This is a genomic window from Maridesulfovibrio spiralis (SeqCode) (assembly GCF_048571135.1).
GTDB classification, from domain to species: domain Bacteria; phylum Desulfobacterota; class Desulfovibrionia; order Desulfovibrionales; family Desulfovibrionaceae; genus Maridesulfovibrio; species Maridesulfovibrio spiralis.
In genome coordinates this window covers 4,247,108-4,264,970 of record NZ_CP182344.1, presented here as the reverse complement: position 1 = coordinate 4,264,970, position 17,863 = coordinate 4,247,108, and the positions used below count along the sequence as shown (strand labels likewise).

The 17,863-nt window shown below is 47.0% G+C and carries 18 protein-coding genes; 7 read left to right on the top strand and 11 right to left on the bottom strand.

All coding sequences use genetic code 11. From position 1 onward, the window contains the following. Genes rnfG through ACNI29_RS19100 form a run of 4 tightly spaced genes read right to left on the bottom strand, consistent with a single transcriptional unit; the run spans position 1 to position 3,485 of the window. A complete protein-coding gene (gene rnfG, locus ACNI29_RS19115) occupies positions 1-588 on the bottom strand; it encodes an RnfABCDGE type electron transport complex subunit G (RefSeq protein ID WP_419779960.1) in 588 nt (195 codons plus the stop codon). Continuing rightward, entirely contained in the window at positions 585-1,565 is a 981-nt protein-coding gene (locus tag ACNI29_RS19110; protein WP_419779959.1) for an RnfABCDGE type electron transport complex subunit D, read from the bottom strand. Before ACNI29_RS19110 ends, rnfG begins: the two co-directional genes overlap by 4 nt. Continuing rightward, complete coding sequence (locus ACNI29_RS19105) at positions 1,565-2,722, bottom strand: electron transporter RnfC (protein ID WP_419779958.1); 1,158 nt, start codon at positions 2,720-2,722, stop codon at positions 1,565-1,567. Before ACNI29_RS19105 ends, ACNI29_RS19110 begins: the two co-directional genes overlap by 1 nt. A gap of 16 nt (positions 2,723-2,738) precedes the next feature. Then, positions 2,739-3,485 (bottom strand): cytochrome c3 family protein, encoded by a 747-nt coding sequence (locus ACNI29_RS19100; RefSeq protein ID WP_419779957.1) that lies wholly within the window; start codon positions 3,483-3,485, stop codon positions 2,739-2,741. 334 nt (positions 3,486-3,819) lie between these two features. Here ACNI29_RS19100 and ACNI29_RS19095 point away from each other — a divergent pair, with 334 nt between their 5' ends. The 3 genes from ACNI29_RS19095 (at position 3,820) to ACNI29_RS19085 (ending at position 7,321) form a co-directional block, all read left to right on the top strand. Beyond that, positions 3,820-5,334, top strand: coding sequence for an alkaline phosphatase (locus ACNI29_RS19095; RefSeq protein ID WP_419779956.1), 1,515 nt, complete (start codon positions 3,820-3,822; stop codon positions 5,332-5,334). 100 nt (positions 5,335-5,434) lie between these two features. Next, positions 5,435-6,562 (top strand): YibE/F family protein, encoded by a 1,128-nt coding sequence (locus ACNI29_RS19090; RefSeq protein WP_419779955.1) that lies wholly within the window; start codon positions 5,435-5,437, stop codon positions 6,560-6,562. Between the two features lie 153 nt (positions 6,563-6,715). Beyond that, positions 6,716-7,321 (top strand): HAD family acid phosphatase, encoded by a 606-nt coding sequence (locus ACNI29_RS19085; protein WP_419779954.1) that lies wholly within the window; start codon positions 6,716-6,718, stop codon positions 7,319-7,321. 154 nt (positions 7,322-7,475) lie between these two features. On the opposite strand, the gene ACNI29_RS19080 is transcribed toward ACNI29_RS19085, so the two are convergent. The 3 genes from ACNI29_RS19080 to ACNI29_RS19070 all read right to left on the bottom strand — a co-directional run bounded on the left by ACNI29_RS19080 (position 7,476) and on the right by ACNI29_RS19070 (position 9,588). Continuing rightward, positions 7,476-8,387 (bottom strand): NAD(P)/FAD-dependent oxidoreductase, encoded by a 912-nt coding sequence (locus tag ACNI29_RS19080; protein ID WP_419779952.1) that lies wholly within the window; start codon positions 8,385-8,387, stop codon positions 7,476-7,478. Positions 8,388-8,496: 109 nt separating this feature from the next. Further along, positions 8,497-9,258: an HD domain-containing protein gene (locus tag ACNI29_RS19075; protein WP_419779951.1), complete on the bottom strand. Its 762-nt coding sequence runs from the start codon at positions 9,256-9,258 to the stop codon at positions 8,497-8,499. 3 nt (positions 9,259-9,261) lie between these two features. Further along, a complete protein-coding gene (locus ACNI29_RS19070) occupies positions 9,262-9,588 on the bottom strand; it encodes an SHOCT domain-containing protein (protein WP_419779950.1) in 327 nt (108 codons plus the stop codon). Between the two features lie 222 nt (positions 9,589-9,810). Between ACNI29_RS19070 and ACNI29_RS19065 the strand changes: the two genes are divergently transcribed. Next, positions 9,811-10,746, top strand: a complete 936-nt coding sequence (locus ACNI29_RS19065; protein WP_419779949.1) for a Tim44 domain-containing protein — start codon at positions 9,811-9,813, stop codon at positions 10,744-10,746. A 128-nt stretch (positions 10,747-10,874) separates the two neighbouring features. Then, a complete protein-coding gene (locus tag ACNI29_RS19060) occupies positions 10,875-11,171 on the top strand; it encodes an Hpt domain-containing protein (protein ID WP_419779948.1) in 297 nt (98 codons plus the stop codon). 7 nt (positions 11,172-11,178) lie between these two features. Here the strand turns inward: ACNI29_RS19060 and ACNI29_RS19055 are convergent, their stop codons facing one another. Beyond that, positions 11,179-12,321 carry an HD-GYP domain-containing protein gene (locus ACNI29_RS19055; RefSeq protein ID WP_419779947.1) on the bottom strand — a complete coding sequence of 381 codons (1,143 nt, stop codon included), beginning with the start codon at positions 12,319-12,321 and terminating at the stop codon, positions 11,179-11,181. Between the two features lie 429 nt (positions 12,322-12,750). Between ACNI29_RS19055 and ACNI29_RS19050 the strand changes: the two genes are divergently transcribed. Both ACNI29_RS19050 and ACNI29_RS19045 read left to right on the top strand, forming a co-directional pair. Then, positions 12,751-13,686, top strand: coding sequence for a MerR family transcriptional regulator (locus ACNI29_RS19050; protein ID WP_419779946.1), 936 nt, complete (start codon positions 12,751-12,753; stop codon positions 13,684-13,686). Between the two features lie 98 nt (positions 13,687-13,784). Beyond that, complete coding sequence (locus ACNI29_RS19045; RefSeq protein ID WP_419779945.1) at positions 13,785-14,213, top strand: hypothetical protein; 429 nt, start codon at positions 13,785-13,787, stop codon at positions 14,211-14,213. Between the two features lie 31 nt (positions 14,214-14,244). Here the strand turns inward: ACNI29_RS19045 and ACNI29_RS19040 are convergent, their stop codons facing one another. The 3 genes from ACNI29_RS19040 to ACNI29_RS19030 form a co-directional block, all read right to left on the bottom strand. Further along, positions 14,245-14,649 (bottom strand): PqqD family protein, encoded by a 405-nt coding sequence (locus ACNI29_RS19040; protein WP_419779944.1) that lies wholly within the window; start codon positions 14,647-14,649, stop codon positions 14,245-14,247. Beyond that, a complete protein-coding gene (locus ACNI29_RS19035) occupies positions 14,633-15,529 on the bottom strand; it encodes a hypothetical protein (RefSeq protein ID WP_419779943.1) in 897 nt (298 codons plus the stop codon). The genes ACNI29_RS19040 and ACNI29_RS19035 overlap by 17 nt, the downstream gene beginning before the upstream one ends. Before the next feature lie 174 nt (positions 15,530-15,703). Beyond that, a complete protein-coding gene (locus ACNI29_RS19030) occupies positions 15,704-17,665 on the bottom strand; it encodes an OPT family oligopeptide transporter (protein WP_419779942.1) in 1,962 nt (653 codons plus the stop codon). Positions 17,666-17,863 lie beyond the last annotated feature (198 nt).

Sequence of the window (17,863 nt, the reverse complement as noted above, 5' to 3'; positions counted from 1 at the left end):
TCAGGACTCCAGCTGCCATGCGGCTTTGATTTGCGGTTTGATTTTTTTGAAAATTTTTACAGCCTGTTTAACCGCTTCAACAGTAGCCGTGGATGAAATGGTTGCTCCGGCTATACCGTCAATGTTTCCTCCGTTTGCTGAAAGATCTACAACGTAAGAGTGTTCTTTGAACTGGCTGGTGAAACCGTGCCCGGCAACTTTGGAGCCTACGCCGGGAGTTTCTTTCATGGTGGTAATGCCGATGCCGGAAAGGTTTCCGTCCCCGATATTGAATCCTACCATAACTCCGACATTTCCGCCGTATCCTTTGGCAAAAGTTTCAATGGCCAAGCCATGCAGCTTTCCGTTCTGAATTGCAGGAAAGACTGCAATCTCATTTTCCGTACCGGGAATAGTGAATTTTTTGCGGTCTTTTACCGGAGAATTATCATATCCGCTAAGGACTGTGCTGATTGCCGGTCCCTGTACATATGTAAGCACCTGCTCCTCGATTCGTTCTTCGGTTGCTTCTTTCAGGGAGGCAAGGGTGACGCTGAACATGCCGCAGATCAGGGTCAGCACTACAATCATTTTTATGCTTTCTTTCATGATCTGCTCCGCAGGTGAATGTTGGTGATGCCTCCGAACGGCGCAGGCCGGATTTTGTCGATCAACGGGGCCATAAGGTTGGCAAGCAGGATGGCGAAGGGGGCACCGTCGGGATAGATTCCGTAGACCCGGATAATGATAAGCAATGTTCCGGCAAGGAAACCGTATAGTATCATGGGTATGTGTCCCGCAGGGGAGGATGGACCGTCTGTTGCCAGAAAAAAGGCCCCGAAAAGGGTTGTCCCGCAAAGCAGGTGATATTCGGGGGAGGCGGCCTCCAGCGGCTCAATAAAATAGTATACAGCAGCAGTTGCAGCGGCTCCGGCAATGAAGGCCAGCGGAATGTCCGGTCTGATAATTCTGCGTACCATCAGGTAGAGGCCGCCCAGAAGTATTGCAAGGGGCTGTGCAGCTCCTGTTCCGCCAAGTTGGAATCCCAGCAGTAAGGATTTCAGGGAATATTCATCAAGTGTTTCCGGGCCGAAGTTTTTCAACTCACTTAAAGGATACGTCAGTTCCGAAGCAAGCATTGATACATCAAAATTCATGAGATCGGGCCATGATACAGTCAGGATGGCCCATCCTACCAGCGGAACGCAAAGCGGGTTGGCGCCAAGTCCTCCGAATATCATGCGGCCCATAAATATTGAGAGGCCGCTGCCGGAGGCAACCAGCCACCACGGTGCGGACGGAGGAACCAGAAAACCGAACATAAGCCCGTAGAGCAGGGCGGTATAATTGTCGGCCTCAATCTCCCGTTTCATGAAATATAAACATACGGTTTCAGTAACTACCGCCGTGAATGAAGACAGAGCCAGTACCCGCAGCGCAAGAAACTGGTAGTGGTATACCGCAAAGCAGGCAGCCGGAAGCAGCGCAATTATGGTTTCCAGTGCGTCTTTTTTAATGGTCCGTCCGCAATGCGCATGTGGAGGGATGGAGACAGTCAGTATCGGTGATCCGTTCAGTGGCTTCATTACTGCTCCCGGAGATCTTCAATTATCGGTTGTGCGGCCAGTTCTTTTTTTGCCAGCCGGATGTATTGCAGAATGGGGCGTTGGGCCTTGCACCAGTATGCGCACAGACCGCACTCGAAACATGATGCGATATTATAGCTCAGGCAGTTCTCATAAAGTCCGAACTCGGCGTGGCGGGAGATCATATTGGGCATCAACCGGGCAGGACAGCGAATTACGCATTCGCCACAACCGACGCAGGGGTTGTCTTTAAGAGTTGGTCCGCTGGGTGAACGCAGCACGACGATCCCTTGTGTTTCAGGAGTTACTCCCTGTTTCAGGTTATAGATGGCCCGTCCGGTTAACGGGCCTCCCAGAATAACCCGGTCATGTTCTCCGGGCCTGAATCCGGCCACCTTTAAAAGCACGCCCACAGGTGTCCCCACCGGAGTGAGAAAAGGTGTGTTGCCTATTTTTACGATTACCAGAGTTACCGGCTGCCGTCCTTGGATAGTCCGCCCGATGCGGTAAAGAGTTGCCGCATCAATAACGCAGACAGCTGAAGGTAGTTCTTCACCCGTTATCGCCTTAGTGATCAGTTCCGGCAGACTGTTCGGGTATACCGGTTTAATCTCATGTCCGGTGCATCCTTGAATTGTCCAGTCCATACCTTTGGGAATAGCCAGTGAGCATGCCTTGGGAGAAATGGCTTTTTTCAGGTAATTCAGCCCGACGGTCATGATGTCGTTGAACTCTTCAATCAGAATGCGGTGGCCGTCCATTCCGGCTTCATGGGGAACTGCGTTCACTATCAGGGTGCAGCCCTGCTTCATATTACGTGTATCAATTCCGTTGCGGCGCAGGTTTTCCAGCATTGTACGTGGATCTGTAGCCGGGAAATCAACCGGCGGGGCAACTCTGGTTCCTTCTTCCCTAATGGTGATATGATCTTTCTTTATGTCGATCACAGTGCCGGAAACTGAGCTGTGAACATCCGGTCTCTTGCCTGCCGGGTCGGAAGCAACCGGCTGGGCTTTGGAAACCTGATCATTCAGCTGTACCGCAGGATCAAGCCCGGTTATTTCAAGGCATATTTCCAGTGGTCCGCCGATATCCTGTTCCCATGTGTTGATCATGGGGCCGCGTTCAGAGGGGGTAAGTGAAAAAAGAGGATTCATATCAGGGCTTCCCAATTTATTTTAAATGGCATCTGCTGCATTCGCTGTCTTTATATGGGCCGCGTTTCATTTGTTTATGGCAGTCCATGCACTGGTCATGGAAAGCACTGGTGCGGTTGAGCACCAGATCTTTATCGTTATCCTGGTGGCATTGTCCGCAAGCTGTATAGTCACCGGAGTAATTTTTCATATCCTGCATCCTGTGGCAGGGGGAACAGCCTTTCAGGCCTTCTTCGAACATATCATCATGGCAGGCTATACAGCGGTCATGGGCTGCATCGCGAACGCTTGGCATCTCTGCTGTTCCCGCATTTGTATGGCAGTTACCGCATTTTTGCGGCTCTTCTTCAATGTCCGTATCATGGTGACATGTCTGACAGTCGTCTTCTGCATATTCTTCGTGGGCGGCGTGGTCGAAGTTCAGCCTGCCCAGTTCTGCGTGGTGGCATTTGCTGCAATAGCTGGTGTCAGGAAAGGAACGGATGTGCTCTCTTACGTAGTCTTTATCGAATGATTCCGGGTGACAGGCCCCGCATGGCAGTGGTTCCTGATCGCTGGTTTCACGTTCATGATGGCATTTTTCGCATGGAATTTCATAGTCCCGGTGGTGGCGTATATGAGTGAATATTACTTTTCCGCCACTGTTCTTAAACATAATGCGAACAGGCATTTTTTCTTTTTTTTCAGGGGTGACATATCCGGCAACAGCCAGCCCGAATAGAATGATCAGTATAACAATAATGGGAAGGAATTTCTTACGCACCGAACTTATCCTTACTTTGTTTAACAATATTAAGTGGATATTGTATACTTAATGTGGGTGGAATTGTCCAGTCATAAAATGTTTATGTTCAAAAAGTAACATGCTGTATCTGCCTGATATAATAGCATATGCATAGGATAAATATAAGCACTGGTGAATGTTTATAGAAATCGGTTCTGTTACACATAACATTTATTCATGGATAATGGCTACTTCGTTTTCATAATATCCTTATGTCTGTGACATAATAGACACATCCTGCTGATAATACTGCCACTTGAAACGGGGCGGGGGTCCCATTTTAGAATCATAAATTAATTATCAGGAGAAAGTGATGAGATTTTCCAACAAACTCAGAGTATTGATGGCTTTCATGCTCTGCGCAGTGATCATGGCTGCTGTTCCTGCATACGCTAAGGCCAAAAAGGTCCGCGTATACAAAGGCAAGTCAGCCAAGTACGTTTTCCTCTTTATCGGTGACGGTATGGGACTGCCCCAGAAAAGTGCCACCGAAGCATTCACCGGTGAACAACTCACCATGAATACCTTTCCCGCCCAAGGCATGACCACTACCTCTGCGGCTAACAGATTTATCGTTGGTTCTGCAGCGGCAGCAACCGCAATCGCCAGCGGTCAGGAAACCAATATCGGTATGCTCGGCATGGCCCCCAGCCAGAAGCATGTGAAATCTATTGCTGAAATGGCTAAAGCCGACGGAAAAAAAGTCGGTATTGTTTCCAGCGTATCCATAGACCATGCAACTCCCGCTGCTTTCTACGCGCACGTTCCCACCCGCGGACAGTACTACGACATCGATGTTGCTCTCTCCGAAAGTAATTTTGATTATTTTGCTGGCGGCGGTCTGAAAGACATCACCAACAAAAAGAAGAACTCCAAGAACTTTAAAGGTAATGCTCTCGATCTGATCAAAGAAGCCGGCTACAAAGTTGTTACCGACAAAGAAACTTTCAATGCAATCAAACCCGGTGACGGTAAGGTTATCGCATGGAACGCCTGGTTGCAGGATTCCAAGGCTCTTCCTTACGCAATGGATATGACTGAAAAGGACATCACCCTTCCCGAATTCACTGCTAAAGCAATTGAAATGCTCGACAACCCCGAAGGTTTTTTCCTGATGGTTGAAGGCGGTAAAATCGACTGGGCCTGCCACGCTAACGATGCTGCTGCTTTCATTCACAATACCGTTGCTTTCGACAACTCCATCAAAGAAGCTGTCGAATTCGCTAAAAAGCACCCCAATGAAACTCTTATCGTTGTTACCGGTGACCACGAATGTGGTGGTCTTACCCTCGGTTTCGCAGGAACCAAGTACGGTTCCTACTTTGATGCGCTTCAGCCCCAGACTATCTCCTTCCAGCAGTTCTCCGACGAAGTTGTTAAACTCTGGAAAGAAGAACATAAGGGTGAAGCAGGCTTCGAAGATTTTCAGCCTACTATCACCCACTTCTTCGGTCTTGAGTTCGAAGGTGATTCCAAAAAGAATCCGCTGGTTGTAAAAGACTACCAGCTTGCGATGCTCAAGGACGCTTACGCGCGTACCATGAATGGCGAGACGGAATTCAAGGACCCTGAACTGTACAATCTTTACGGCGGATACGATCCTTTGACCGTAACCATTACCCATGTTTTGAACAACAATGCAGGTCTCGGTTGGACTTCCTATAAGCACACCGGTGTTCCCGTTGCTACTTCCGCTATGGGTGTTGGTTCTTCGTCCTTTAACGGTTACTATCATAACACTGATATCGCTTACAAAATCATGTCCATCATGGGTATGACTCCTAAAGTGCATGCCAGCATCAACAATGCTGAGTTTGCTGCAAAATAGCACTCTCTTCGTACTTTAACTGTTTTGGGCGGGGCATCTCAAGATGTCCCGCCTTTAGCTTATCTGCAACTCCAGCAAGTAAAATTTAACCCCTGAGATTATGTCCGGATTACTTAAAAACAGAGAGTTTATTCTTGTTACGGTTTTTGCGGTTTTGACCGCCATTCTTTATTTCATCCCCACAGAATTTGACCAGCGTGTTGCCGGGAATGCCGAGCGTTGCCGGGCGGAAATCCTTACTGTGGATAACGCGGATATTGATCAGTTCGGCATAGTAAAAACCGGACCGCAGAGCGTGACCATGAAAATCCTTGATGGACGTTTCGCAGGGCAGGTTTTGCAGGGAACAAACGAACTGCTCGGCCAGATGGATAAAGACAAATTTTTCGTTGTCGGTGATGAAGCTCTTGCGGTTGTCACTTATGATGCTGAAGGCAGGCCCATGTTCGCTGTGCCGCAGGATCATTACCGTATTGATCTTGAGCTGACCATGCTGCTTCTCTTTTCTTTCCTGCTGCTGGTCTTCGGTGGCTGGACCGGGGCAAAGGCTCTTTTCTCCTTTATGTTTACCGCACTTGTGCTCTGGAAGCTGCTTGTTCCGGCTCTTCTGGAAGGGACTGATCCGGTCTGGATTACCTTGGCGGTGGTTGCAGGGTTGTGTGCGGTAATCATTTTCATGGTCGCCGGGTTGAACCGTAAGGGGGTAGTTGCATTTCTGGGATCGTTTCTCGGCGTGTTTACCAGCTGCCTGTTGGCAATCTATTTTACCGGAGAACTGCATCTGCATGGTGCGGTGATGCCCTTTGCGGAGACTCTGCTGTATTCCGGTTTCGGGCATCTGGACCTGACCCGTATTTACATTGCCGCCGTGTTTCTGGCCTGTTCCGGTGCGGTGATGGACCTGGCTATGGATGTGGCGGCCAGCATGGATGAAGTTGTCCGCGCCAACCCCGAGATTACCCCGGTGCAGGCTCTTGCGTCCGGTATCCGTGTCGGCAGGGCGGTTGTGGGGACTATGACCACAACTTTACTGCTCGCTTATTCCGGCGGCTTCATTACTCTGCTGATGGCATTTATGGCTCAGGGAGTTCCGCTCATGAACACTTTTAACTTTGTTTATGTCTCCGCTGAGATTCTAAAGACTTTGGTAGGCAGTTTCGGGTTGGTAACAGTCGCTCCCTTTACCGCTCTGGCCGGGGCCTTTGTCTTTGTTAACAAAAACAGATAGCTGCATTTTGCAACTTGTCGGATATGATCTCGTTGTGCTAATTTCTCTTTATCTTGTCGTTTTAGGTGGAGGGAAATTATTTTGAGATTTAAGCTTTTATGTATTTGTCTGATCTTTGTCTGTTGCAACGGATGTGTTGCAGCTAAATCACAAGTGGCTGAATCAGCTGGTGCGATGATTTCCCTGCCGGAAGCCCGAGAGCGGGTTGTTGTTTATTACGAAAGCGGCAAATACGAGAATGTTGTAGAGCAAAGCACAGAAGCAGTAGCTCAAACTGCAATTAAGGCCATTGGGGAAAAGGTTAAGTTTCCCGCGGTGGTGATGGTGGTGGAAGACGTGCTGCTATCTACCTACAAGGCACGTAAAAAGCAGGACTTCTCAGGGAATGCTGCTGCAAAGACTGATCTGGAAAATCATGTCATTTTAAGTGCGCTGCCACCTATTAAACCTTCTGTCGAGTTGATGGATACCTTGCTGCAACGCAATATTCCGGTCTTTCTGGTCTCCTACAGGCCGGAAAATATCCGTGTTCCGGTGATAGAGAATCTTTCCAAGGCCGGAATATCCGGATGGACCAAGCTGTTCATGCTGCCACCTAATTATCCGAAAAACAAAAGTTTTTGTGAAGAAGTTCGCAAAGGGCTACAGGTTTCAGGATACAACATAATCGCAACCCTCGGGGTTTTACCGGAAGATGTTATAGGTAAGCCAGCTGGAAGAGCGGTTTTGCTTCCTAATTACATTTATTCAAAACGCTAAAAAAACCGGATTAACTCAAGAGTTAATCCGGTTTTCATTTTGTACAAATTCCAAAACGAAGCGGCGAAGCCCCGTCAAAAAGTTTTGGGATTCTTAAACCCTTTTTCAAAAGGGTTTAAGGCCTCCGGCAGGATCGCCGAAGGCAAACTTCCTATCAAGTCTTGCGAACATATTTAGCGGCACTCAAGCCCGCAACACAACCTTCACCGACGGCTTTTGCCATTTGGAGCGGCGGCCCGCAGATATCGCCCGCTGCAAAAATACCGGGCACGTTGGTGCGCTGCTGTTTGTCGGTTTCGATAAATTTCATGGACTCATCAAGCTGGATACCGAGTTCAGCAGCAAGTGACATAACACCTTTCGCACCCAGTTCTATGAAGACTCCGGTTACCCCAAGTTTTTCTCCATCTTTGAACACGAGACCGTCAACTCCGCTTCCGCCGGTGATTTTTTCAACTTCAACACCTTCGTGGATGGTGATGTCTGCTTCTTTGAGTTTTTCCATCAGTTCCGGTGCAAAGTTGAACTCTTTGGAAACAAGATGAACTTTGGATGCAAGATGTGACAGGTGGAGAGCACCACCTGCGGCTGCGCTTTCGCCTCCGACAATAGCGACCTCTTCACCGCGGAAGAAGTTGCCGTCGCATTCAACGCAATAGCTAACGCCTTTGCCGAAAAGATCTTTTTCACCGGGGACACCGAGCTTGTTGCGGGTCGTTCCGGTGCAGATGATGATGGCTTTGGTTTTGAATTCCTTTGTTTCGGAAGTAATAGTGAAACCGCCACCGCCGAGGTCCATCAGGTCCGGGGTCTTAATTTTAAGGACGTCTTCGTTGAAAAAGACCGCACCGAAGCTTTCAGCCTGTTGCTGACCTGTCTTCAGAATCTGTTCACCGGAGATTTCCAGTGTGCAGCAGAAGTTTTCAATATGTGCCCACCAGAGACTGCTCTTGTCGTTTTTGCCGAGGATGAGGACTTTGAGTCCTTTTCTCGCTGAATGAATAGCAGCCTGCAATCCTGCAGGGCCTGCTCCTAAAATAATGATGTCGTAATTGGTTTCGGTCATTGGCAGCTGTCCGTTAGTGAGTTGTTATGTTTAAAAAGTATACTTGGAAATGTAAGTTTCAATTAACATATGACAAGAGCGGGTTACCCACATTATTCCATAAAATCTATCAAGAGTTAAGCTGTTCTATTACCTGCTTGTGGACAGCATGTACCTGACCTGTGTCAGGCAGTTGGGAAATAAGGGTCGCAACGTATCCCCGCTTGATCATCTCCTGCCGTGACCACACAAAGTTCAGATCGTATGCCCAACTCAACAGGAGCAGGCGGAAGTCATTAAGGCAGCGCATTTCGCTATAAATAGCAGGTTCTCCTTTTTTAAGGGAGAGCAGAATTGAATCAGTTATTTCATCGGGCTTTTCGGTTAGGCCCATGAGCGGAGCTTCGTTGCCCGGTCGAATGTCGGTCATGTGTGGAATCAGAACTTTGATGATGTCTATCTTATCAGAGTCACGCACGATTTCTGTGCATGTTCTAAGTTCATAGGAGATGAAGCCGGGCAGGGTGGTGCGGTTATGAAGGGCGATTGCGCCAATGACGGTATTGCGCTGTTTGCGGGGCAGGTTGTCCAGAAGCTTGTGCCGCAGCACTGTTCGTGCGCCGAGTGTCCCATGGTTGCAGGATTCGGCGTCTTTGAACGTGCCGTATTTTTCGTACTGCGGGAATCTTCCGGTGTCGTGAAATAAGGCTGCTATGCATGCGGATTGTGCAAGTTCATCGGATAACTGCTCAGACTCACAAATACTGCAGCTGTTTTCGAAAACATCAAAAGAGTGGTCGAACTTCAGTAGGAAGTTCGACTTCTCGTGCTCACGGGCATTTTGCAGGTAGGGACGTGCAAAATGCGTGAATATCTTTTTGTAGGTGTCCATGAACTAATGCATAATTCTTTTTTTCTTAAATTTGTAGTCAATCTCTGAAATATTTCCGGCAGCGAGATCTTCTTCAAGCTGTGCCAGTGCTTTTTCACGCATTTCAGCTGCCTCGCGGTCGAGGTCCGGGTCACGGAATTTTCCGTTAGGCCCGAAGAGGACGCGCAAAAAGAGTACAATCACACCTAGAATAGCGGCCACGAAGAGCATTTTTGTAATTGAGGCCCAGAAATCACCGTAACCTGGACCGAACGGCCAGTGGTCCCAGTGAGGGTTAGCTTCATATTTGCCGGATATAAAAGAAAATATGGAAAAAAATGTTTGAATCATGAGTACTTCCTGTTCTGTTTTTGTGATTATCTAACTCTCATTTCAAGTCTCCGCAAGATAAACCGGAAATGATAAAATTATGATTTTTGAAAGTGAACTTCCGGTTGTGAAAAAAATCATGAAATAGCTCCGATATTACTGGACAGGTTTGATTAGCGTACTTATCTAAAGGACTGCGGCTTCGGTCGCAGTTTTTTTATAACTTAAGAAATGAGGTATTAGATGAAACTACTCGGGCATTTGGTTCTTCCCCTCACAATAGCCTGTCTGCTGGTCTTCTCGGCCGGAAATGCGGATGCAAAAAGAATGGGCGGTGGAAAATCATTCGGCAGCAAGCCATCTTTTTCTAACACTTACAAAAAGCCGACTTCAACAACTTCTACCCAGAAGCAGGCAAGTGGTACCAACAAGCAGCAGGGTGGTATTGCCCGTCCCGGTATGGGGCTGCTCGGCGGTCTTCTGGCAGGAACCTTTCTCGGTTCTATGCTCGGCGGCTTTGGCGGTATGGGCGGAGGATTTTTCAATATCCTGATCATCGGTCTGCTCGTTTATCTTGGATTCAAGTTCTTTAAGTCCCGCAGGCGTGGGGCAGATGATATGTACCAACAGGGCAATTATCAGCGCGGTCCAGACCGTTCTCAGCCCACTCGTAATATGAATGCTGATCCTCACGCGCGTAGGGAACAGAATGCGCAGAATGCTTGGGAACACCTTTCTTCTAATCCCGCATCCCAACCTGCTGCTGATTCTGCGGCCCCTCAGAGCGGCCCGGTTGTGAATACTCCCGCCGACTTTGATGAAGAAGATTTCCTTGAAGGCGCAAAAGCTGTTTATGCCCGTCTTCAGAAATCATGGGATAACCGTGATATGGCGGATATCGAACAATTCGCTACTGCCGGAGTTGTTGGCGAGATTAAACAGCAGGCCAAGGAAGATCCCGGTCCTTCTCAGACTGATATCTTGATGGTTAACGCTCGTTTGCTGGAAGTGAAGGAAAAAGAAGGAGTAACTCACGTTACCGTTTTCTATGACGTACTGTTGCGCGAAGATTCTTCCCAGTCTCAGCCGAGTCAGGTGCGCGAAGTCTGGCATTTCATCAAGCCTGTTGATTCTGATGGCATGTGGAAGCTCGACGGTATTCAGCAGCTCGAAGAGTAGTCATTATAGTATAAAACTATGGGCAAATTATTTTTGCCTGTGAATTCACAAATTGTTAAAAGAAAGGGTGTCGTTTTATTAACGGCATCCTTTTTTGTTTATTAAACTGGTGGTTCTGGAGGGGAGTTTTGAAGATTGTTGAAAATATTGATGGAGATTTGAAGGGCTTGATTCCGGTTTTTATGGAAATCACACATCAGGAAATTGAAGATCTCAGGATGGCATTGGATGCAGGAGACTTGGAAACCGCTTCCAGAATAGGGCACAATATTAAAGGTTCTGCCTTAAACTATGGTTTTCAGCATCTTGGTGCGATTGGTCGCAGGATAGAATCGAAATCGATACAACAGGATTTTGAAGGAGTCCGTGTGGAATTTGAATTGCTTCAGCAATACGTCAAACAGGTAAAGGTGGAGTTTAATTAACCTCGTCTTACCAGAGGAATCTATCCAGCTCCAGCTTGAACGTCTTGGGGTGAATGCATTCCACAATTTCCAGATTTTCACCTTCCATTTGCTCTGAGCGTTTAGCCAGATCTACGAATTCGGGATGAATAGCACGGAATCTGCTGTTGAAGACAATCTTTACCTGCGGTAGCAGGGGGGCTTTGGGCGTATTGGTGACAACGACCCCGTATCTTCCGTCAGAGAGCTTTACAAAGCAGCCTACTGGATAAATTCCTACACATTTAATGAAGCTCTCCAGATATCTGGGGTGAAATGCGGAATTCGCCATGGAGTATAAATGTTTGATGGCCGAATTCGGGGTGAGTGCTTCACGGTAGGGGCGGTCAGAAGTCATTGCATCATAGGAATCACATATTGAAATTATGCGAGCGAACTGCGGGATGTCATTCCCGGAAAGGCCTTCGGGGTAGCCGGTTCCATCATATTTTTCATGATGCGACTGCACTGATTTGAAAATAGTTTCAGGTGTGTTTTGGCTGAGAAGGTATTTACTTCCTTTCAGGGTGTGCTGCTTAATCAGCTGAAATTCTTCTCTGGACAGTTTTCCTTTCTTTTGCAGCAGTTTCTCAGGCATCCAGACTTGGCCTACGTTCATAAGCATTGCGGCCATGGAGAGTTCTTCTACCATTTCATGCGAAAGCCCCATGTAGCGCCCGAGAATAGCACTCAAGATTGCAGTATTGAGGCTGTGTGTAAAAAGATATCTGTCTGAACGGGCAAGAACTGTCAGGCTTGCTGCTGCACTGCTATTTCTGTTTATAGATTCGATAAGCGGGCTGACATCTTTTTTGTATTCGGAAATTTCAAGGTCGCCCTTGTTCTTGATGGTTTCATATATCTTATGAATGCAATTGAGGGCACTGTTGTATGCTTCGCGCGCAAAAAGAATTTCCTCAGAGTAGGTTGTCTGGGGAAAGCTGTTCTGAATAGAGCTTTTTTCGGAATCGATTAGAACTTCGCTGATGTTCAGCTGGAGTATGGCGGATATATCAGTTTTAGAGGATATGGATTTGTTTGAAAGGTCCGGTGGCAGGCTGGCAAAACCATTGGCGGAGCAAACAACAAACATTCCTTCCTGAAGATTAGTAGTCTTAATTTTTTCTAACATTTATAGCGCTTTTATAGTTTTGGAGAATGGTTCGTCTTGGACCCTCCTTGAGTTCGATTACCCTTTATCATGTACGCAGGGCAAGAGAAAAGTGCGTGTTCCGCGCTACGCGGTTGTGGGATGTTACTCCGTCACTATACGCATTCATATGTTTTTTTTAAGGCGACTCAATTCGCATTCTATGTAAATTTTAGATCCTATTCTCACGTACCCTCCGTCGAAGTTCTTCCCATCTGTATTAAATATAATCACTGTCTTCAGCTTGTCCAGTTTTGTTGAGCCGCAATGGTTTTGTTGATGCTGTGTTTTTATATTGTTCAAAGTGCTGTTCAGTTGTTTGATTTATGGTTCAAAAGATGTTGATTTGTGCAGTTAGTTGGGTTATTGTGTAATTAATTTAAAAAAATGAGCAACAAATGAGCAGTTGGTATGTCTAGTCAATATTTGAGTTTAAGAGAGGTTGGGAGAAGATTGGGTATCCCTCCTTCTACAGTAGTCTACTATAAGGATAAATATTCGAAATTTATACCTTCTATAGGGGACGGCGGGCGCAGGCAGAAGTACTCAATTGAGGTGGTAGAAATTTTCAGGAGGATTCGTGAAATGTATGGAATGAATTGGACAACTGAACAAATTGAAAACGAATTAAGCTTAAAGTTCGGTGCATTAGTCAATACAATAAATTATGATCAACAGTTGATCAACTCAGCGGGGCTTGAGCCCAGCTCTGACATGCAGACCGTTATCAAAGGGTTGTCCTCTGTTTTGGGGAAGGTTTCGGATCTGCTATCAAATCAGGCTCTTTTCCAGGTGGAGCTGCGAGATTTGCGTGAAGAGCTTTCCACTCTGCGTAGCGAAAAACGTAAGCTGTCAGCGGAAACCAATGAACGGATAATGGACATGGCAATGGAGATCGGCCGTCTTAAGCGTGACCGGGCTGAATTGTACAGGCTGTTGAAGGCAGGAAATAACGAGCCGGATGATTCTTCTTTTCCAACTGCTGAATATCTTGAGCAGCCTTTGGTCATTCGCAATTCGGAAGGGGAATATCTTGGTGTGGCGGGTAAAGGTCGCAAGCACTTCTCCTTGGAAGATTTTGTAAAGCTTCTTGAGGATAGTGTGACTTGTCATCGAAGTGTTGATCTGAAATGGAAAGACAACGGCGGAAAATGGGTTTTAGTTATTGATGCCAGTGAAAGTGATGCTCCTGCCCAAAAGAAAATTGTATTGGTTACTGAGGAGAATGTAACGCCCAATAATAACACTGTTGTGCGTATTGATAGTATGGAAATTAATGGTAAGTCTGTTCCCGGAGCACTTTTATTTAGTCTTTTTAAACAGATACGTGAGAGTTTTGATCGCTAGTCAGCTCTGATGATTTTCTAGAAAAAGTCTTGATATATTTGGTTAATGCGGTTATTAAATTATTGTTATCAGTAGAGGAGTATTTTCAGGAGGATGATATGCCGCAGGTTGCAGCCAGAATTACTCACGATCACGAACAATGGCTTAAAAATTATTTCAAAACCAAAAGTGCCGGGGCTGAATTTATTCTTCCGTGGGCTGTGGATATGTTTTTCAAATCCATGCGGTCTGTTGCGCAGGAGCTTAACGTTGCTGAGCTTAAAACTGTGTTGGAAGCGTATGAGGGCGTTAAGATTCTGCCTAACCAGTGTAAAGGAGCATACCTCTTTTTGCAGGTTGAAGAAGCATGTGAAAGCGAGAATGTCCATAGCAGTCATGGCGTTAGTTGGCCAAATCTTGAGGCCAAGCTGAAGCGCTTGTCTGACGTTCAGTCTTCTTCTCTGATGATATGGGCTTCTGCCTACTGGGTGAGTAAGGTTTGGAACGGTGTCAGTTTTGAGGAATATATAAAACTGACTTGCGGCTAGAACTATTTTACTTGCGCTTGATCTGTTTCTGTTATCCTGAGTGTTTGCCTCTGAAAGCTATCAAGCCCCTCTTTCCTAAATCTCTGAGAAATGAAGCCGTCGCAACCTCTGCTTCTCGGGGCAGTACCTGATATTTAGCAGCAAACTCTTCCGCAATCTTGCGGACGCTGTTTTTTCCGTCGATCATATCCCATACAAGTGTTCCCATTTCATCGAGTTCCAGTCTTTTTATGGGCGGGGAACCGTCTTTCCACATGCCGAATCTCTTCGCAACATCAGCAAATAAGGGCTTCAACCGCAATGGATAGGACAGCATTAGCAGTCCACTATCCATGCGGGTTTCATCTATATCCCGGTTCTTGACTGGTTTGCAGGACATGGCCTCTCCACGAGTCATTTCCGGGATAATTTGTTTTTTCTTACTGAATAATTTCATATTGCTTGAAGATAGTTTTGGCTCGGTCTTCAGGGATCTCCTGACGGGATTTGACCATTACAGCCAGAATACGGTTACTTTCCTGCGTGTAACGGATTTCGATTTGTCCGTACGGTCTGCGTTTGGAACTGAGTTTTGAAAGCGCCAAAGCTGTAGTTGAGGGGCCTTTGGCCTGACCGAACATGCAGGTTGAGCCTTCGCCGTACTCAAGTTCAGCGATTGAAAGGCTCATCTTCTTGATATCTTCATCAAACAATTTTTTGGAAAATTCACCTAGGGTTTGCTCTTTGAGGATTATCTCTGCAGGACTGAAGCGGTATAGACCGATGGTTTCAGTCTGGTCGGCAAGTGTTATGTTGAATCTTCCGGGTTTAAATTCAAAAGATTCAAGCTTCATGCTGCCGGGAAGGGTGGCCTTCATGTCGTAGATATGCCAGCACTGATCCTTCTCCGGATTGCTGAATTGCAGGGTTTCAAAAAGAATAACAGCGGCTTCGTCGATTTGTTCGTCATTTTTACCGATGAACTGAATCAGCATAACTTTACTGGCTTTATTGCAGTAGAACATCACCCCACGTCCGGTGGCTAGGTCGGATTGCCAGTAAAAAGCAGTGGTATTGTATTTTTTGAGTGGAGTTTTCCACGAAGACGGCAGCACTGTGGATTCGATTTTCAAGCCGGAGGCTGATTCAATCTTTTTAGCCAGCTGTCTGAAATAAGTCTTTTCTTTGTAGGTCCGTCCTGCATCATACCAGCGAAGTTCAATACAGGGTTGTTCTCCGTTATCAAGCTGCAGGAATCTCTTATCAATTCCGCTTACTTCAAATCTATGAGGGACATCAAAACTGATGCCGTCCCACGCTATATTCTTACGATCCATCACTTATCCTTTATGCAAAGCCCTTACTTTACAGTTCAGCTAAGGGCGCGAAATCATTCAAGGCACTATAAAACGGATTATTAATCCAGAGCAAAGTTACTAAACTATTTTTAATCCATCCGCAAAGTAATAATTATTATCCTGTTCTGGTTTAAACATAGCAGTTTTGGATAATTAATAAGCCATTTTGCCCAGTGATTTCAGGATAAGGGTACAGCCCATTGCAAACATACCGGTCAAGCCCATTCCGCATGAGAAACCTGCCAGCAGAACCGGGGCATACTGACGCCACATTGCGCCGTATTTTTTCTGGAAGAAGTAGCGGCCGATGAGTGCTCCTGTTACCTCTAGAATAAATCCATGCGGCGTACTTTGCCCAAGCCCCCTGACAACACCGTAAACCAGCAGTACAGGCAGTCCCAGAGTGTTTAATATCGCATAGAGAATCAACCCTAGACTGATACCTCCCATGACCACAGGTCCGCTTAGTGCTTGAAAGAATAGTGAGTTGCCCTCAAGAGTGGACGTTTGCATGAGCAGGGTGTTCAGTGCCTGCAGATGCCATAGTTCCTGCGCATAAGGGTAGTTGGAAGAAGGAATGGGCGCCAGTTGCCAGATGAACTGTGAAAAGAGCAGGCTGGCGATCATGACTACCGGGAAAACAACCAGCTCCGCTTTGATGATGCCCCGGATGGATGTCCCGGTTAGCTCGATCTCGCGGAAATGGACTGTTGCTTCTCCGTAGTTGTGGATCGGGATCGGCGCGTACCAGATTTCGATACCCTGATAGCCGAAAAACTTAGCCCCGGCGATAAAGCTCGCTTCACGCACAAGGGGCAAGCTAACAAACTGTCCGGCAATACCTTCCATTCGAGCGGTAATGTACGAGATTACCGGTGTGTAGATAAATCCGTAGAGCAGGAAAAATATCCACGGGAAGTTGGGGACGAGCAGCAAACTCATGCCTACGTAGGCAAGGGTTGAGAACACATAAATCGCAATAGAGACCCAGAAGTTGATGTCTCCGCGTCCTTCCGGCGGTTCAAAAAGTTTACTCCACGATTCTCGGCTTTTGGCATGTTCCCCCCGGAAGGATTTGACCACGTAGTAAATACCGATGAAACCGATGGCCAGACCAAGTCCGATGGAGAAACTCATGTAAAAGTCAAAGTTGTTGGCAAATACCGTTTCAACGGTTTCCATGCCGGGATGCCAGCGGTGCAGGATTCCGTGTTCATAGAGAACAGGGTTGGCTACAATTGTGATCACGATTCCGATAAGACCACCTATGACAGCCCAGAATGGCAGTACCATACCAATGAAGAACAGACCCAGATCAAACTGGATACCGGTTGCAACAGCTGGCAGAATCTTTTCCGTATATGGCGTTAGTTCAACCCAAGGTATGGGAATAATCCTGATTGGTTCGGTGAATAGCAGCCCTGAAACCGCAGGAAGCAGGACGTAGATGGCCCCGAAAGCAAGGCCGATAACACCCCCGACAGAGAATACCCGCCATTTCCAGCTGGCCTTTTTCTCTTCTGTAGATTCAGCAAGTGCCATAGTACCCAGTGCGCCGACCGGAGCCATGGGGAAAGGCAGCTTTTCAACATCAGAAGTGATGCGGTATAGGGCGTAACCCAGTCCGAAATGGTCTATTCGTTGAACAATCTGCGCACCGACCAGCAGTAAAATCGGTATGAGCCAGTCGCGGTGGAAAAAGGTTCGCTCAATGAGAGAATCGGAACCCGGCTGCGGAGCTACCCACGCAGGGATGAATTCCGTAAGACCCAGCATTCGTGCCGCATCTGACTGCACTAAATATTGTTGCCATAGAAGGCCCGAAAATGGCGAAGCCAACGCCGCCCCGGCCATGTAGTAGAGCAGGAAAATTTCCTGTTGTTTCAGCTCGGTGTACGATCTTTTGGCGATCTCGGCGAAGAGGATGATGGTAACCCAGCGTGCAGCAGGGCCGATACCCTGACCGATGACCAGCTGCAGGTACATACTACCCGGCATCATCAAAAAGCCGATGAAGATGGCACCGACTACAGTTTTCCAGTCGAAACCTTCTTCAAATTTGGTCGGCGTCTTCAGTAAGTCCCGATATTCTTGTAACTCTTTATCGTCGTGCATATGGTTGCCTCCGGCGGCCCTCCGGGGGCTTAAACCCTTTTGCAAAAGGGTTTAAGAATCCCAAGACCTTATATTGGGCTTCGCCGCAGTTGATGTTAATGCGTCTATTTAAAAATTATTTTACTCTTGAATACTATCCAGCGAAGCTTAATAAAAGTTTTAGGAGAGTCCAGAGAACCCTTTTTCAAAAGGGTTCTT

Excerpts from the sequence above, each read along its gene's own strand:
- rnfG (WP_419779960.1), bottom strand. The coding sequence starts at position 588 with ATGAAAGAAAGCATAAAAATGATTGTAGTGCTGACCCTGATCTGCGGC.
- ACNI29_RS19110 (WP_419779959.1), bottom strand. The coding sequence starts at position 1,565 with ATGAAGCCACTGAACGGATCACCGATACTGACTGTCTCCATCCCTCCA.
- ACNI29_RS19105 (WP_419779958.1), bottom strand. The coding sequence starts at position 2,722 with ATGAATCCTCTTTTTTCACTTACCCCCTCTGAACGCGGCCCCATGATC.
- ACNI29_RS19095 (WP_419779956.1), top strand. The coding sequence starts at position 3,820 with ATGAGATTTTCCAACAAACTCAGAGTATTGATGGCTTTCATGCTCTGC.
- ACNI29_RS19090 (WP_419779955.1), top strand. The coding sequence starts at position 5,435 with ATGTCCGGATTACTTAAAAACAGAGAGTTTATTCTTGTTACGGTTTTT.
- ACNI29_RS19080 (WP_419779952.1), bottom strand. The coding sequence starts at position 8,387 with ATGACCGAAACCAATTACGACATCATTATTTTAGGAGCAGGCCCTGCA.
- ACNI29_RS19075 (WP_419779951.1), bottom strand. The coding sequence starts at position 9,258 with ATGGACACCTACAAAAAGATATTCACGCATTTTGCACGTCCCTACCTG.
- ACNI29_RS19070 (WP_419779950.1), bottom strand. The coding sequence starts at position 9,588 with ATGATTCAAACATTTTTTTCCATATTTTCTTTTATATCCGGCAAATAT.
- ACNI29_RS19065 (WP_419779949.1), top strand. The coding sequence starts at position 9,811 with ATGAAACTACTCGGGCATTTGGTTCTTCCCCTCACAATAGCCTGTCTG.
- ACNI29_RS19055 (WP_419779947.1), bottom strand. The coding sequence starts at position 12,321 with ATGTTAGAAAAAATTAAGACTACTAATCTTCAGGAAGGAATGTTTGTT.
- ACNI29_RS19050 (WP_419779946.1), top strand. The coding sequence starts at position 12,751 with ATGTCTAGTCAATATTTGAGTTTAAGAGAGGTTGGGAGAAGATTGGGT.
- ACNI29_RS19045 (WP_419779945.1), top strand. The coding sequence starts at position 13,785 with ATGCCGCAGGTTGCAGCCAGAATTACTCACGATCACGAACAATGGCTT.
- ACNI29_RS19040 (WP_419779944.1), bottom strand. The coding sequence starts at position 14,649 with ATGAAATTATTCAGTAAGAAAAAACAAATTATCCCGGAAATGACTCGT.
- ACNI29_RS19035 (WP_419779943.1), bottom strand. The coding sequence starts at position 15,529 with ATGGATCGTAAGAATATAGCGTGGGACGGCATCAGTTTTGATGTCCCT.
- ACNI29_RS19030 (WP_419779942.1), bottom strand. The coding sequence starts at position 17,665 with ATGCACGACGATAAAGAGTTACAAGAATATCGGGACTTACTGAAGACG.